Raw genomic sequence first — 15,733 nt, forward strand, 5'->3', positions numbered from 1 at the left:
TTATTTTTAATTTTGCGAGCCTGATGAGTTTTCAATCTTTGCCTTGTTTAAAGCATCCTCAACTGCCATGATTATTCCGTAAGATGTTCTTGTTGCTCCGGAGACCACATCAACATCAGTTGATTGACTTTCAATAATCTCCTGAGGGATAATTTCAAATGGCAGCCGGGCAAAGCCTGGTGTTTCATTATTAGAGACTATTTCAATTTTTGTTATCCTGTCATCTTTTATTGTGACCTCAACAACAAGGCCGGGTCTGTAGCCAAATCCCTCGCCTGTGTAAGTTCCGTCTTTGTAAATCCTGGATTTAGCATTAGAAGATTGTGTGATGGTGTTCGAATTTTCTGAACTCTGTGTATTTGTTTCAGCTGCTGCAGAAGGATTTTCTTGCTGTAAATCTGCCTCTGATGTTTTATCTGTGCTATTTGAAGGTTGTGAAGAATAGCTGTAGTTTTGCACAGTTTTCTTACTTTCTTCAATGTCTGTTGCCTGGCTTTTTTGTGTAGCCTTATCAGAAGATTGTGACCGGGTAGAATCGATTTTTTGTTTGACTTCTAAGTTATCAGAGCTAACTGAAGATTTTTGATTTTGCTGAACTTTTGATGAAGCAGAATCTTTTTGTGTGTTATTTTCTTCTTGAACTTGAGCCTCAATTGTTTGTTGACTGCTGTCTTTATTGGTTTCTGCCTGATACTTTTGCTCAACATTTGCTTGATTATTTTCCGAAGAATTTATATTTTCAGTGGTTTTCTCAGTCTGATAATTTTCTGTCACAACAGAGGATGTTATGGTGCTGGTCTTAGGTGTGTCAACTTTTTTTGCAGCTGGCAAAAAGCTCAGAGCAGAAAATACTGCAAAAAGTCCTGCAACTGTTAAGCTGCTTGTGTATCTTGGGTTGACAGGCTGATTTGCAAGATTTAGCTGCATATTGTAACGCGGGCAGATTTCAACACATTTTATACAGGATATACACTCACCTTTGTATTTCTCTGCATTTTCCGTGTCTATTCCCATTGGACATGCTTCTTCACATATTCTACATTGACCACAATTTTTATCTTTCTTCTTGACAGATGCTATTTTTGCTTTTGAAAATAAAGCAAATATTGCACCGAGTGGGCAGAAATACCTGCAATATGGTCTTGAAACAAAAATAGATAAAACAAATATGCCTGCCAGAAAAGCAAAGCTTGCAACATAAAAAGAAACATTAAAATTCAGGGAGATAATATTATCAAAAGCATCCCACGGATCAACATATTGCTTTTTGTCAAAAGTCCAGATATATCCAACAAGGTAAATCAGTACAATATACTTTAAACCTTTCAGTATCCTATCAAGCTTTTTTGGCATTTCAAATCTGATTTTAAAAAGTTTTCTGGAAAAGAGATTTATCCACTCAGTAACCGCTCCAAATGAGCATATAAAACCACAGAAAAATCTGCCAAGGAAGATTGTCAAAACTATTGTTACAATCAAAAGAATAAAGTTTGAACTAAAGTTAAAGTTTTCTCTTCCTATGAAAGCTAAATATAAACTTTTTATCTGAGATAGCAAAATGGCAAACGACATTGGAAAAAGCAGAAAAGAAAGAAACTGGGTTAAATACCTTAAAATCTGCACGGGTAAAATTTTTCTTTTCACAGTACTATCACCTCATTTGTTGAAATTACTCTATAAGAATCATCAGTACAAATAAATTTTTCTTTTAAATTGGGTGTCAGGTAAATTTCCCTGGTTGTTGTAATGACAATTGCATCAAGCCTGGTTTTCTGAATATAATTTATAGCCTTTTTAAAGCCCATTGCAAAAAGTGCAGTGGACATTGCATCGGCAAATGTTGAATTGCTGCTGATTACCGTGACACTCGAAATGAAGTCTTCAACCGGATAGCCTGTTTTTGGGCTTATTATGTGTGAAAGCTTCTTTCCCTGGATATTATAATATCTTTCGTAACTTGCCGATGTTACAACAGAAGTATCAGATACTTCAATGATTCCAATGATTTCGCCTCTGTTTTTGCTGGGGTGCTGTATTCCAACCTTCCATAAAGATTCACCCTTTTTGCCAATTGCAAGGATATGTCCACCAAGGTCAACAATAGCAGAGTTTATACCATGGTGATAAAAAATTTCCTTTATTTTGTCTGCTATAAAACCCTTTGCAATACCACCCAGATCAATCTTTGTGGCATTTTTTAACCTAACTCTGTAATTTGACAAAAGCCTTATATTCTCACTGCCAACCGAAAAGAGAATTTTTTCAATTTGATATTTATCAGGCATTTGATTTTTGTGTCTGCAATTGTTCCACAAATCCACAAGATTTTTGACAGCAATGTCAAAGTATCCGTCTGTCATTTTGCTGTGCTCAACAGCCATTTCAATAAGCTGGTAAATATCTGGACTCAGTTTAATAGGAAAATATAAGCCAAATTTATTTAATTTTGCAATTTCGCTTTTTGGATTGAACACTGACATTTTGGACTCTGCCCAGAATAAATACTTCAGTGCTTTTTCCAGAGCACTTTCAAAGCCTTGTTCGTAAAATTTAAACTTTATGTCAGTGCCAAGTGCCCAGAAAGATTTTACAATGGGCTTGTTTGCTGCAAAAGATACTGCCAAGGACACCTGTTTATTTTTCACTCCTTTTTTGAAAAGTAATTTGAAAAGTTATGTGAGATTAATTATAAAACAAAAAAAGAGAGGATGTGTGAACTGGCTGTTAAAAATCTGTGAATAGATGTTAAGAAAATATGGAAAAATTAATTTTCAAGAATTTTGCGAATGGTGTCCAGAAGAAGTGGCTTGACCTTTTCGATGGGTGCGGGCTCCTCTTTGACAATGCTTGAATATGTTATGGAACTCACAAGCTCAATTATCATGAAAATCACAATTTCAAGCTCTTCAGGAGAATAACCTGTTTTTATGTTGCTTAAAAAGGTTTCTTTTGCTGCTTTTATCTCAGAAAATTCCTCATTTTCAGTAATTTTTTTGAAGAAAACCCATGAAAAATCTTTTTTTAAAAATCTAAACAGATATTTATTTTTGCTCAGGTAATCAATGATGTATTCCATAAAACAAATAAGTTTATCTGTTGGGGATGAAAACTGTCGGTCTTTTATTTCATTCAGAGCTTTTTTAACAATCTCAGCGCTTTTCCTGATGATTAATTTTTCAAGAATGTCCTCTTTATCTTTGAAATAAAGATAGAATGTTCCCTTGGCAACCCCGGCTTTTTTGACAATTTCATCAATGGCTGTGTTTGTGATTCCCTTTTCAATAAATAGGTTGTATGCTGCATCAAGAAGTCTATTTTGTTTTAACAATTTTTTTTCCTCTCTTCTTTTACCCTGTTTTTTCAGAAGCATTTAATATCCCTTTCTTTTAAGATTTTTAAATTCTTTGCCTAACTAACATTATACCTTAATTTATTTTATATGTAAAATGTCAACTTTTTAAATTTTTCTGTTGTACATCATTCAAGAATAGAAAAATGAGAGACTATTAAAATTTTATGGAGCTTTTACAATTGACCTACTATACCTACCTATGGTATATAATATTTTCGGAATTGGCAAACTACAAAAGATAAAAAGACAGGGGGTATTGACAGCATGGAGGTTTTGCAAAAAGACTTACAAAAAAGTTTTCGCAGGCAAGAAGAAAAAGTGCCTTTTTTCAAAAAGGTGATTGCTTTGGTGCTGCCGGCAGTGATTGTGGCTGGTTTGTTTTATCCTGTGGTTGGACTTTTTGCATTTGTATGCATGACAGGGGCAGTGATTTTGAGTTTCTATAAAGGAAGATACTGGTGTTATAAATTCTGCCCGAGGGGTGCTTTTTTGGATGAGTTTATTTCAAAGTTCAGCTTTCAAAGGTCGGTTCCTCAAGTTTTAAAGTCCGGTTTTTCAAAAGTATTCTGGCTCTTCTTTTTCATATTCATGATGGGTTTGAATGTTCTGAGAAGTGGAGGGCAGTTAAATAGGTTTGGCAAAGGCATAGTTTTGCTTTTGTGGATTACAACACTTTTGGCGATAACCGGCGGGATTTTGTTCAAGCCAAGAACATGGTGTATTGTATGCCCGATGGGGACAATAAGCGGGCTTGTTGGCAAAAACAAAAAACCTTTGAAGATAGATGTAAACAGGTGTGTTGAGTGCAGGCTTTGCAGCAGAAACTGCCCGATGGAAATAGAGGTTTGTTCTTTTAAAGAAGAAAGGGTTGAGAGCGTAAACTGTATAAGATGTGAAACCTGTGTCAATGTGTGTCCCAAGGATGCAATTGCAAATTCATAGAGCAGCACGTTTACAGGCTGCTTTTTATTTTTTATCTTTGTATTACTGTTATTGCTATATATAGAAATATATTTCTCCATGTTCTGCATTGACTTGAAAACGGGGTTGGATTATAATATATTGTGTCGGGATGATAATGCGAACACAATATATAGTGGTACGGGAGTTTTATAGAAGCTAAAATTTTTTTAAACACTCGGGTATGAAAGGAGATTGGAGGCAATGATAACAAAGGTAATGAAAAGAGATGGGACAATTGTTGACTTTGACCGCAAAAAGATAGAAAATGCAATCTTCAAAGCAGCAAAGGCTGTTGGCGGTTCGGACTTTTCAATTGCTGAAAAGCTCACAGATCAGGTGATTGAAATATTGGAGCAAAAGTTTGGCTATTCAATTCCACATGTTGAGGATATTCAGGACATAGTAGAAAAGGTTTTGATAGAAAATGGTCATGCAAAGACTGCCAAAGCCTATATACTGTATAGAAAGCAGCACCAGGATATAAGAGAGTTTAAAAACCTGTTTCTGGACATTGAAAATACAGTTGACCAGTATATCGGTAAGACCGACTGGAGAGTAAATGAGAACAGCAACATGAGCTATTCTCTGCAGGGTTTGAACAATCACATCTCAACAGCTGTTATATCCAAGTACTGGCTGAACAAGATCTATCCCAGGGAGGTTGCCGAAGCCCATATAAATGGTGATTTTCACCTTCATGATCTGGGGGTACTAGGTGTTTATTGCTGTGGATGGGATTTGAGAGACCTTCTTTTGAATGGTTTTACGGGGGTTGAGGGAAAAGTTGCATCAAAGCCGGCAAAGCACTTTAGAAGTGCACTTGGTCAGATTGTCAATTTCTTCTACACACTTCAGGGTGAAGCAGCGGGTGCACAGGCATTTTCAAACTTTGACACATACCTTGCACCGTTTATATACTATGACAAGCTCACGTATTCGGATGTGAAACAGGCTCTTCAGGAGTTTGTTTTCAACACCAATGTGCCGACAAGGGTGGGGTTTCAGAGCCCGTTTACAAATATTACACTTGATCTGGTTCCACCGTCCACTTTAAAAGATGAACCTGTTATAATTGGCGGGCAGATTATGGACAGGACATACAAAGAGTTTCAGCGCGAGATGGATATGTTCAACATGGCATTTGCAGAGGTCATGATGGAAGGTGATGCAAAGGGAAGAATTTTCTCATTCCCGATTCCAACATACAACATAACAAAGGATTTTGACTGGGACAGTCCGGTTGTTGACAAAATCATGGAGATGACAGCAAAGTATGGCTTGCCTTACTTCAGCAACTTTGTAAACTCTGATATGCAGCCTGAAGATGCAAGGTCGATGTGCTGCAGACTCAGACTTGACAATAGAGAGCTCAGAAAACGTGGCGGTGGGCTTTTTGGTGCAAATCCACTGACTGGCTCAATTGGAGTTGTGACAATTAACCTGCCAAGAATAGGGTATCTGTCAAAGTCGGAGGATGAATATTTTGAGAGATTGGCAAGACTTATGGATATTGCAAAGACAAGCCTTGAGATAAAAAGAGAAATTCTGGAAGATTTGACCAGGAAGGGCCTGTACCCGTATTCAAGGTTTTATTTAAGAGATATATATGAGCGCTACGGTGAGTACTGGAAGAATCACTTTAACACAATTGGGATTGTTGGAATGCACGAAAGCCTTTTGAACTTTATGGGTGTCGGGATTGACACAAAAGAGGGAAGAGAGTTTGCAATAAAAGTGCTTGACTTTATGAGAGAGAGAATAAGAAAATACCAGGAGGAGACAGGGATACTTTACAACCTGGAGGCAACACCGGCAGAAGGGACATCCTACAGGCTTGCAAGAAAAGATAAGGAAATGTTCCCGGACATAATTACATCGGGGAAAGACGAGCCATTTTACACAAACTCAACACAGCTTCCTGTTGACTATACAGATGATATCTTTACAGCGCTTGACCACCAGGAGGAGCTTCAGATTCGATACACAGGTGGAACTGTTTTGCACGGGTTTGTTGGTGAGAAGATTGATGATATTGAGGTTTGCAAGGAGATAGTTAAAAAGATTGCATACAACTACAGAATTCCATACTATACAATAACACCAACATTTTCAGTATGCCCTGACCACGGCTATATTGCAGGTGAGCATTTTAGCTGTCCGACATGTGGCAAGGAGTGCGAGGTCTACTCAAGAGTTGTTGGCTACTACAGACCTGTTCAGTGCTGGAACAAAGGTAAGCAGGAGGAGTTTAAGTTCAGGAAGGAGTATAAGATTGCTGTGAGAAGGTAAAAAAGGTTTTTAAAAAATAGAAAACGGGCTGTTGATTTTGGCAGCCCGTTTTTGTTTTGGTGTGAAGGCTAATTTGCCTTCTTATACTGTTATATTTTACAATTGATTAATAATTTATAGAGATCAAGGCTTAGTTTTTATTTTGAAGGTTTTTTGTTTGACAGGCGTTTATAAATTGCTTTATCAAATCTTAATACCAAGTAAAATAATAATACACTAATAATAGCACCCAGTAAATATAAAAGGTTTTTGGTTTGATGTATTTTCAAAAAAGAAATTATTAAAGCAGTTACACAGGATATTAACAACGCTATTTTACTTAATTTCCAACTCCTTGCAAAATCAGGTCTTGCTTTGACACCAAATTGTTCCCATATTTCTTCAAATCCAAATTTTCCTATGTACACAGATAGTTCTATTAAATATAAATAGCCGATTGCAAGGCTTAACGTGAGTATAATACCAGCAAAAGATTTGTTTATGATAGAAAGAATGGTGCCACCTATAAAACCAATGAGGGCAGGAACTATAGCAAAATATTTGAAAAAGACTAAAAATAATTTTCCTATTAATTTCATTATCTCTCCCCTTTGCAAAGCCACTTATTAAATAACAAAGTCATTACATATTTTAGCATTTTTCTGAATTCTATTTCAACTCATCTATTGTTACTTAGCTTTTTTTCTTGATATAATAAAATCAAAAATCATAAAGATTAGAGAGGAGAGAAAAGGTGTATTACATAGGAATTGACCTTGGGGGAACAAACATTGCAGCCGGGATTGTTGATGAGGAAGGTAAAATTATAAAAAAGGGGTCTTTGCCAACAGGTGCACACAGGCACTACTCAGAAATATTGAAAGATATGGCAGAGCTGAGTCTAAATCTTGTAAAGGAATGTGGGCTTTCTCTTGATGATATACACTCGGTTGGTATTGGAAGCCCTGGCACACCTGACAATGAAAAGGGGATGATTCTTTACAGCAACAACATTGCTTTTTTGAATGTTCCCATGCGTGAAGAAATCCAGAAGTACATTCCAAAGCCTGTTAACATAGAAAACGATGCAAACTGTGCGGCATATGGAGAGTACATAGCAGGCGGTGCAAAAGACACAAAGATTTCTGTTACAATCACCCTGGGAACTGGCATTGGCGGTGGAATTATAATCGACGGGAAAATATACACCGGGGCACACCATGCAGGCGCAGAGCTCGGGCACATGGTGATTTGTGTTGATGGTGAGCAGTGCACATGTGGCAGGAAAGGCTGCTGGGAGGCGTATGCTTCGGCAACAGCTCTTATTCGCATGACAAGAGAGGCTGCTGCAAGGGATATAAACGGCACCATTATGAAGCTTGTGGGCGGCGATATTTCCAGGATTGATGCAAAGACCGCCTTTGATGCAAAGCGAATGGGAGACAGCACAGGTGCTGCAATTGTCGACAGGTACATCAAATACTTGGCTGAAGGGCTTGTTAATGTTTGCAATATATTTGAGCCCGATGTGATTTGTATTGGCGGAGGGGTTAGCAAAGAAGGAGAGTATCTGCTTGGGCCGGTAAGGGAATATGTTTACGAAAAGTTCTATTGCAAACAAATAGAACCACCTAAAATAATTCCGGCTGTTCTGGGGAATGACGCAGGTATAATTGGTGCTGCGCTTCTTGCAAAGCAGATTTAAAAAACTTTTAAAAAGAAGGTGAGTTTTTAATGATCATTGAAAAGGGTTCAAAGCTCCTTTTTATCGGTGACTCTATCACAGACTGCGGAAGGGCAAGACCGGTTGGCGAGGGCTTGCACTGGAACAATCTGGGCAATGGATATGTTTCTCTTGTTTCAGCACAGCTTCTTGCAAAGTATCCGGAAAGAAAAATAAGAGTTGTAAACATGGGTGTTGGTGGTGATACGGTAAGACATCTAAAAGCGCGCTGGCAGACAGATGTTTTAGATTTAAAACCTGACTGGCTTTCTATAATGATTGGTATAAATGATGTTTGGCGCCAGTTTGACAATCCACTTATACCCGAGTGTCATGTGTATCTGGATGAGTACAAATCTACCTTAGATGAGCTTATAAGCATTACCAGGCCAAATTTGAAAGGACTTGTTTTGATGTCGCCTTTTATTATAGACAATAACAAAGATGATGCAATGAGAAAGAAAATGGATGAGTACAGGTTTGCAATGAAGGAAGTGGCACAAAAACATGGTGCAATCTTTGTTGATGTACAGGAGGCTTTTGATAACTTTTTGAAATATTACCACTCATATGCGCTTGCGCTTGACAGGATTCATCCCAATCTCACAGGGCATATGATAATTGCTAATGAGTTTTTGAAGGCCATTGAATTTTAAATAATAAAAACCAAGGGCAGGCTTTACTGAATTTTTTACATCAAGCCTGCCCTTTGAGTTTCTTTTTCTAATTTTGATTTTTTGCATTGTTATCATCAATATAGTATAAACTTTCTGATGTTATTTTCCACTTGCCATTTTCTTTTATCAAAGTGTATTGATAACGTGTAATACCGCTTGCCTCAACAATTTCTATTTTCTTGGGTAGTTTTTTAATTAAAGCTTCAATTTCTTTCATCTTTTTGACCTGTTCTTCTGTGTCAGATGATTTATATACATTGATATTATTCAGTTTTTCTGAATCTTCAGAGGAAATTTTTGATTCATCCAAACAACGTAGCACGGATTTGTTTACAATGTAAGCATCAGCCACAACCTTTGCAGTATCACCTGTTATATTTATTTCTAAAAATTTTATTTGTTTCAATTTATGTTCAGTTGTTCTAATTTCTCCATATGGATATGCTTCATAATAAACAGCATCTCTAAAAGCATTTATCCTGTTTTCTAACCAACCATCTTTGCTGCTGAAATACTTATAACATTCACTGGTTACTTCCTGAACCTTTTTATCTATAACTTCCTTAGGAATAACTATATCCGGTGACTTGGTATACTGGGGTGGGAAGACAATTTTTTCATAAATTTTTATAGCCCCAATAACAGTATTTTTTATTTCTTCTTCATTTGCAACATCCTGGTTGCTATTTACGTAAATACCTATACATACAATACTAAACAAAATGAGAATTAAAGAAACTATACCCTTTTTTCTCATTTTTTATTCCTCCCATAATTTTTATTTTGGTCGGATTGCTGTTATAATAGTGGTTGCTCGCTTTGTGTTATAAGGTTTCAAATGCCATATTGCATGGTAACGATCAGTGGTATGCTGATTTTGAAGATTACCGATAATGTATGGTGTGTATGCATCACGACCATAATCCACTACAATCGCAGCATGGTCATAAGTGCCATCATTATTCCAGTCGTAGAATAAAATATCACCTCTTTTTAGGCTGCTGTTTGTATCAGTTTGTTGGTTCGGATTCCATTTACCGATAATTGTTCCTCTTTGTGAGTTAGACAAATATTTGTACAAGTCATTAGCTACACTCCACGCTGTTCCCCAGTTCCACCACCAGAGAACTTTTTCGCAGTACCAACCGTTTTGTTTGTCAAACGGAAGATTTCCTCCCTCATGCATTGCTTGAGATACAAAATTTGTACAATCTGAAGAAAAACTTGGATAGTTTGGGTTTCTATCTTCTGCCCACATATTTGCATATGAAACTGCACCCTCTGAATTGTAGGCTGCTGAAGCACTTATATGAGAGAAGCTGTTTAGAATGAGACTAATTATGATTAGCAATAATAAAGTAATATTTTTTTTCACTGTACACCCCTCCACTCCTTTTATTCTGAGTAAAAATACTAAGAGCTACAACTAAAATTGTTAACCTTAGATATTTAATTATGAAATATTTAATTATGCTATATTAAAGTGATAGTGGAATAATATCACCTCTATGGTAAATAATCTACTTTAAATTGAAAAAAAAAAAAAAAAAAAAAAGCAATAGCCATTTTCCACAAAAATTTTTATTTAATTTTGTAAATTTTGTTTTTACAATTTTTATATTATTCTAAAAATATTTAGAATACCCACGCAAAATCTGAAAAATTAAAACAAAGGTTAATCAGGAATTTCAACTCTTTTTATCTTCCAAATCTCATCAGCATACTTCTGAATTGTGTTATCACTTGAGAATATCCCTGAAGCGCCTATGTTGATTATCATCATCCTGCGCCAGACATCCTGCTGTCTGTACAGCCTGTCAATCTTCATCTGTGCCTCATGGTATGAATCAAAGTCTTTTAGGACAAAGTACTCATCATTGTAGGTTATCAGATGATGATATATGTCCATAAACTCATCCTTTGGCACATCGAAAAAGTTTCCTATAAGCTGGTCAATGATTTTGCGTATTCTCAAATCTTTCTGGTAAAGCTGGCTGCTGCTGTAGCCGCCGTTTTTATAGTAGTCAAGAACCTCTTCTGCTAAAAGTCCAAATATAACTATATTGTCATCACCAACAGCCTCTTTTATTTCTACATTTGCTCCATCTAAGGTCCCCAGGGTAATTGCTCCGTTCATCATAAACTTCATGTTTCCTGTGCCGGATGCTTCTTTTGATGCGGTTGAGATCTGTTCGGAAACATCTGCTGCGGGTATAATTTTTTCTGCCAGAGACACACAGTAGTTTTCCAGAAATACCACTTTTATTTTATCCTTTACATCCGGGTCTTTGTTGACTTTATCTGCAATGGAGTTTATGAGCTTTATAATCTTTTTTGCAAGGATATAACCGGGCGCTGCTTTTGCTGCAAAGATGAAGGTTCGTGGATAAATATCTAAGTTTGGATTTTCTTTTAGCATATTGTAAAGATGCAGAATATGCAGCGCATTTAAAAGCTGGCGTTTATAGGCATGAAGTCTTTTTGCCTGAATATCAAAGATTGAGCGTGGGTCGACAATTATGTTGTACTTATCTTTTATATACTTTGCAAGCTTCACCTTGTTGTTGAATTTGATGTTGCTGCATAGCTCCTGTGTGAGTTTATTATCTGCAAAGTCTTTGAACTTTAGCATAAGCATAAGCTCTTTTATCCACCTGTCTGTTTGTAATGTTTCGGTGATAAGCCTTGCCAGATCAGGGTTTGCTTCAACAAGCCATCTTCTGTGGGTGATTCCGTTCGTTTTACTGTTGAATTTTTCTGGATATATGGTATAGAAGCATTTTAGAACTTCATTTTTCAGAATTTCTGTGTGAAGCTTTGAAACACCGTTTACCGACTTGCTGCCAATAACAGCCAAGTGCGCCATGTTTATCTGACCATCCTGGATGATGGCAACATTGCAAACTTTCTGCCAGTCGCCATTTGTCCTTTCAAGCATTTCGCTGCAAAATCTTCTGTTAATCTCCTCAATGATAGTGTAAATCCTTGGAAGAAGGTTTCTTACCATGTCAATTGGCCACTTTTCAAGTGCTTCCACCATTATAGTATGGTTTGTATACGCAACGGTGTTTGTTGTAATCTCCCATGCCTCTTCCCACCCCAAGCCTTCTTCATCAATCAGGATTCGCATAAGCTCCGGGATAACAAGGGCTGGGTGTGTGTCGTTTATTTGTATCATTACATAGTTGGGAAGCTCATGTATGGGCTTTCCTCTTTTTTTGAATGACCTGATAATACTCTGAACACCGGCTGATACAAAAAAGTATTCCTGTTTTAACCGAAGAATTCTATTTTGTTCATTTGTATCATCAGGGTATAAAACCTGGGTTATGGATTGTACCATGTACCTGTACTCAACAGCCTTTATATAATCACCTCTTGAAAAAGATGCAAAGTCAAAAACATTTTCAAACGGCTCAGCACTCCAGAGCCTTAAAGTGTTGACTGTATTGCAACCATATCCAATTATGGGAATATCATAGGGTATTGCCCAAACAGGCTCATAGTTTTCGTGGAAGGCTTTCAGCTTCCCATCTACAATGTCAAAACGTACTGTTCCACCAAATTTTACAATGCAGGCTCTGTCGCTTCTTTTTACCTCCCATACATACTCTTCAGAAAGCCAGTTGTCAGGCACTTCAACCTGATAGCCATTTTGAATCTTCTGCTCAAAAAGACCATAGCGGTATCTGATGCCATTTCCATGGCCGGGAAGACCCATTGAAGCCATTGAGTCTAAGAAACATGCAGCAAGCCTGCCAAGACCTCCATTGCCAAGCCCCGGTTCTCTTTCTGCATCTTCTATCTCTTCAAGTGAAAGTCCAAGTTCGTTCAATGCTTCTTTGCAAACATCGCGAATCCCCAGATTTATCAAATTGTTTTCAAGTAGCTTTCCAAGCAAGAATTCAATGGAAAAGTAATAAACCTGTTTGACGTCATTTTGCTTGTAGTATTTGTTTGTTTTCAACCATCTTTCAAATGAATACTCTTTAACAACCTCACCCAGTGCAAGATACTGCTGGTATGTTGTTGCCTCTTTTGGATCTATGGCAAAAAGTGAGATTATCTTTCGCTGAAAATCATTCTTTATCCTTTCTTTGAGTTCATTTTTGCTGAGTCCTGCAATTCCACCAATCATAAAAATTTTTCCTCCTGTTTTGTTGTGATTTATTTTAAAAGCTGTTCATACACTCTTTTGTATTCAGCTGCTGAAGTATTCCATGAGTTATCTTGCGTCATTGCCTGGTGAACAATTGCCCTCCACTGCGCTTTGTCCGAGTAAATGGAAAGTGCATACTTTATAATAGCAAAAAGCTCTGCCGGGTCATAGTTTGCAAATGAAAAACCCCAGCCTTCACCTGTGAACTGGTTGTATGGTTTTACGGTGTCTTTTAGCCCTCCTGTTTCGCGCACAATGGGGATGCTGCCATAGCGCATAGCAATTAGCTGGGAGATACCACAGGGTTCTATCAAAGATGGCATAAGATACATATCAGAGCCTGCATAAATCTTTCGAGCAAGCTCTTCGCTGTAGCATATGTTTGCTGAAACCTTTGAAGGGTATGCTGAAGCAAAATATTTCAGCATCTGTTCATAGTGGTAGTCCCCGGCTCCCAGAACAACAAGCTGAATGGGTAGCGTCAGGATTTTGTTTATTATTCTCTCTATCAGCTCTATTCCCTTTTCCTTTGTAAGTCTTGTAACCATGCCGATTAAAGAAACATCATCGCAGACAGGTAAGTTCAGCATTTGCTGCAGCTTGAATTTGTTTTCCTTTTTTCTGCTCTCAAATGTATTGGCATCGTAGTTTACAAATATAAATTTATCTGTTGCTGGATTGTAAACCTCATAGTCAATCCCATTGACAATGCCTGTTAATTTGTCTCCTATTCCGGATAAAAGACCGTGCAAACCTTCACCGTGGGAATGTGTTCTAATCTCACTGGCATATGTTCTGCTCACTGTTACAACCCTGTCTGCAAAAATGATACCGCCTTTTAAAAATGAGATTGCATCATAGAACTTGAGTTTATTTTCGTCAAAGTATTCGTCTGGCAAAGAGAGCAGATCATACATGACCTCTTTCGGGAATACACCCTGGTATTTAAGATTGTGTATGGTAAGTATAGTTTTTATTTTCTGATGCTTTTGGGAATGTCCATAATGAGCTTTTAGCAGCACTGGAATTATACTTGTGTGCCAGTCATTTACATGGATTATATCCACATCAAAGTCAAGATGGTAGATAGCTTCACAGATTGCTCTTGAGAAGAAAGAAAATCTTTCTCCGTCATCGTAATAGCCGTAATACCCGGGTCTTTTGAAATAGTACTCATTGTCCACAAAGTAAAAATGAACACCATCAAAATTAAGATATTCAATACCGCAGTACTGGTTTCGCCATCCCACCGGGACTGTGAAGTGACAGAGATGTTTCATCTTTGTTGTATAATCAGCCGGGATATCACCGTACTTTGGCATTATCACCCTTATGTCAATTCCAAGCTTTCTCAAAGCTTTTGGAAGAGCATATGCCACATCTGCAAGTCCACCTGTTTTTGCAAACGGGAAAGCCTCTGATACGGCAAAGAGTATATTCATAACCTTTTCACCTCTTTTAAAAGATTCAGACATACTTCACTCTGTTTTTCCATCACAAGAGGGTTTTTATTATGTCCTATCAGGGTTGCGTTTGAATCAATCACAACGTTTTTGTCAAGAATTACGTTTTTCAAAACAGCCCCATTTTTGATAACACACTTTGAAAATATTATGCTGTTTTCAACAACCGCATCCTTCTCAATTACAACCCCGCGTGAGATTATACTATTTTTCACCTTTCCTTCAATTAAGCAACCATTTGAAATGAAAGAATTTTCAACCTCGCATGTAGAAAAATATCGGGTTGGTGGTGAGTCGTTGGATTTTGTGTAAACTGGTCTTTCTTTTGAAAATAGTTCCTGCTGGATATCTACATTTAGCATGTCCATGGATACCTTGAAATATGATGATATTGAGTTGATACAGCCCACATACCCTTTGAACTCATAGGCATTTACATTCATATTCTGGACATTTTTGTAGACAAAGTCTCTGAAAGAGCCGCAGTTGCCATTTTCAAGGCAGCCGAGTATACATTCAATCAAGAATTCCTTGCTGAGCAGGAACATATCCAAAGAAACATTGACAAATGCACGCCTTCCGATATTCTTTCCAACCCCAATAACTTTAGAATCTTCATCCAGAATCAGGGTTGGCGCATCTAAGAAAAGATCATCTTCATTGTTCACCTTTTTGTAAACAACTGTAATATCGGCATTTGATTCTTCATGGCAGCGTGCAACCTCTTCAAAGTCAATATTGCAGATCATGTGCGATTGAGTGAATATTACCATTTCTTTTTTGCTGCGAAGTAAAAATTCCATATTACTCTTCAAAAGCTTTATGTCACTTATTGAAGGTGGCTCATAGGAGTAGTTAAATATATACAGTCCATCAACCTTGCGGTTTAGATCCCATGGCTTGCCTGTTCCCACATGGTCAATAAGTGATCGTGACTTTGCTGGTGCAAGAATGCCAACATTTGTAACACCTGCGTTGACAAGGTTTGAAAGAGTAAAGTCAATCACTCTGTATCTTCCGAAAATAGGAATTGAAGCCAGTGGTCTTGTTGCAGTTAAACTTTTTAACTTGCTATCATTTTCTGTAAGGCTGACAATGCCAAGGTAATTTGTAAGCATATTAATCTCC

13 protein-coding genes are annotated in these 15,733 nt (G+C 37.3%); 4 read left to right on the plus strand and 9 right to left on the minus strand.

The features are described 5' to 3' along the window. Nucleotides 1-6 precede the first annotated feature (6 nt). From OTK00_RS02395 to OTK00_RS02405, 3 genes are all read right to left on the minus strand, one after another. Nucleotides 7-1,644: a 4Fe-4S binding protein gene (locus OTK00_RS02395; RefSeq protein ID WP_052670948.1), complete on the minus strand. Its 1,638-nt coding sequence runs from the start codon at nucleotides 1,642-1,644 to the stop codon at nucleotides 7-9. Continuing rightward, complete coding sequence (locus tag OTK00_RS02400) at nucleotides 1,641-2,630, minus strand: FAD:protein FMN transferase (protein WP_241765555.1); 990 nt, start codon at nucleotides 2,628-2,630, stop codon at nucleotides 1,641-1,643. The genes OTK00_RS02395 and OTK00_RS02400 overlap by 4 nt, the downstream gene beginning before the upstream one ends. Before the next feature lie 134 nt (nucleotides 2,631-2,764). Further along, a complete protein-coding gene (locus OTK00_RS02405) occupies nucleotides 2,765-3,328 on the minus strand; it encodes a TetR/AcrR family transcriptional regulator (RefSeq protein ID WP_241765554.1) in 564 nt (187 codons plus the stop codon). 288 nt (nucleotides 3,329-3,616) lie between these two features. On the opposite strand from OTK00_RS02405, the gene OTK00_RS02410 reads away from it, so the two are divergent. After that, nucleotides 3,617-4,294 (plus strand): 4Fe-4S binding protein, encoded by a 678-nt coding sequence (locus tag OTK00_RS02410; RefSeq protein WP_045170386.1) that lies wholly within the window; start codon nucleotides 3,617-3,619, stop codon nucleotides 4,292-4,294. Nucleotides 4,295-4,516: 222 nt separating this feature from the next. Continuing rightward, entirely contained in the window at nucleotides 4,517-6,604 is a 2,088-nt protein-coding gene (locus OTK00_RS02415) for a ribonucleoside triphosphate reductase (protein ID WP_045170385.1), read from the plus strand. 137 nt (nucleotides 6,605-6,741) lie between these two features. Here OTK00_RS02415 and OTK00_RS02420 read toward each other — a convergent pair whose 3' ends face one another. After that, nucleotides 6,742-7,182: a hypothetical protein gene (locus OTK00_RS02420; RefSeq protein ID WP_045170384.1), complete on the minus strand. Its 441-nt coding sequence runs from the start codon at nucleotides 7,180-7,182 to the stop codon at nucleotides 6,742-6,744. A 155-nt stretch (nucleotides 7,183-7,337) separates the two neighbouring features. Here OTK00_RS02420 and OTK00_RS02425 point away from each other — a divergent pair, with 155 nt between their 5' ends. Both OTK00_RS02425 and OTK00_RS02430 read left to right on the plus strand, forming a co-directional pair. Then, on the plus strand, nucleotides 7,338-8,288 hold the full coding sequence (locus OTK00_RS02425) for an ROK family protein (protein ID WP_045170383.1): 951 nt from the start codon (nucleotides 7,338-7,340) through the stop codon (nucleotides 8,286-8,288). Nucleotides 8,289-8,317: 29 nt separating this feature from the next. Then, the gene (locus OTK00_RS02430; protein ID WP_045170382.1) at nucleotides 8,318-8,962 is read left to right on the plus strand and encodes an SGNH/GDSL hydrolase family protein; all 645 of its coding nucleotides are present in this window, start codon (nucleotides 8,318-8,320) and stop codon (nucleotides 8,960-8,962) included. Between the two features lie 67 nt (nucleotides 8,963-9,029). Here the strand turns inward: OTK00_RS02430 and OTK00_RS02435 are convergent, their stop codons facing one another. From OTK00_RS02435 to glgD, 5 genes are all read right to left on the minus strand, one after another. Then, nucleotides 9,030-9,740 (minus strand): hypothetical protein, encoded by a 711-nt coding sequence (locus tag OTK00_RS02435; RefSeq protein ID WP_045170381.1) that lies wholly within the window; start codon nucleotides 9,738-9,740, stop codon nucleotides 9,030-9,032. 21 nt (nucleotides 9,741-9,761) lie between these two features. Beyond that, the gene (locus tag OTK00_RS02440; RefSeq protein ID WP_045170380.1) at nucleotides 9,762-10,358 is read right to left on the minus strand and encodes an amidase domain-containing protein; all 597 of its coding nucleotides are present in this window, start codon (nucleotides 10,356-10,358) and stop codon (nucleotides 9,762-9,764) included. 300 nt (nucleotides 10,359-10,658) lie between these two features. Next, nucleotides 10,659-13,121, minus strand: coding sequence for a glycogen/starch/alpha-glucan phosphorylase (locus OTK00_RS02445; protein WP_045170379.1), 2,463 nt, complete (start codon nucleotides 13,119-13,121; stop codon nucleotides 10,659-10,661). 29 nt (nucleotides 13,122-13,150) lie between these two features. Further along, nucleotides 13,151-14,584, minus strand: a complete 1,434-nt coding sequence (glgA, locus tag OTK00_RS02450; protein ID WP_045170378.1) for a glycogen synthase GlgA — start codon at nucleotides 14,582-14,584, stop codon at nucleotides 13,151-13,153. Continuing rightward, a complete protein-coding gene (gene glgD, locus OTK00_RS02455) occupies nucleotides 14,581-15,723 on the minus strand; it encodes a glucose-1-phosphate adenylyltransferase subunit GlgD (protein ID WP_045170377.1) in 1,143 nt (380 codons plus the stop codon). Before glgD ends, glgA begins: the two co-directional genes overlap by 4 nt. Nucleotides 15,724-15,733: the final 10 nt, after the last annotated feature.

This window comes from Caldicellulosiruptor morganii (assembly GCF_026810225.1).
Classification (GTDB): domain Bacteria; phylum Bacillota; class Thermoanaerobacteria; order Caldicellulosiruptorales; family Caldicellulosiruptoraceae; genus Caldicellulosiruptor; species Caldicellulosiruptor morganii.

Bases quoted from the DNA above. Each gene is read 5' to 3' on its own strand.
- glgD (WP_045170377.1), bottom strand. From the start codon at position 15,723: ATGCTTACAAATTACCTTGGCATTGTCAGCCTTACAGAAAATGATAGC.
- OTK00_RS02435 (WP_045170381.1), bottom strand. From the start codon at position 9,740: ATGAGAAAAAAGGGTATAGTTTCTTTAATTCTCATTTTGTTTAGTATT.
- glgA (WP_045170378.1), bottom strand. From the start codon at position 14,584: ATGAATATACTCTTTGCCGTATCAGAGGCTTTCCCGTTTGCAAAAACA.
- OTK00_RS02420 (WP_045170384.1), bottom strand. From the start codon at position 7,182: ATGAAATTAATAGGAAAATTATTTTTAGTCTTTTTCAAATATTTTGCT.
- OTK00_RS02415 (WP_045170385.1), top strand. From the start codon at position 4,517: ATGATAACAAAGGTAATGAAAAGAGATGGGACAATTGTTGACTTTGAC.
- OTK00_RS02430 (WP_045170382.1), top strand. From the start codon at position 8,318: ATGATCATTGAAAAGGGTTCAAAGCTCCTTTTTATCGGTGACTCTATC.
- OTK00_RS02410 (WP_045170386.1), top strand. From the start codon at position 3,617: ATGGAGGTTTTGCAAAAAGACTTACAAAAAAGTTTTCGCAGGCAAGAA.
- OTK00_RS02445 (WP_045170379.1), bottom strand. From the start codon at position 13,121: ATGATTGGTGGAATTGCAGGACTCAGCAAAAATGAACTCAAAGAAAGG.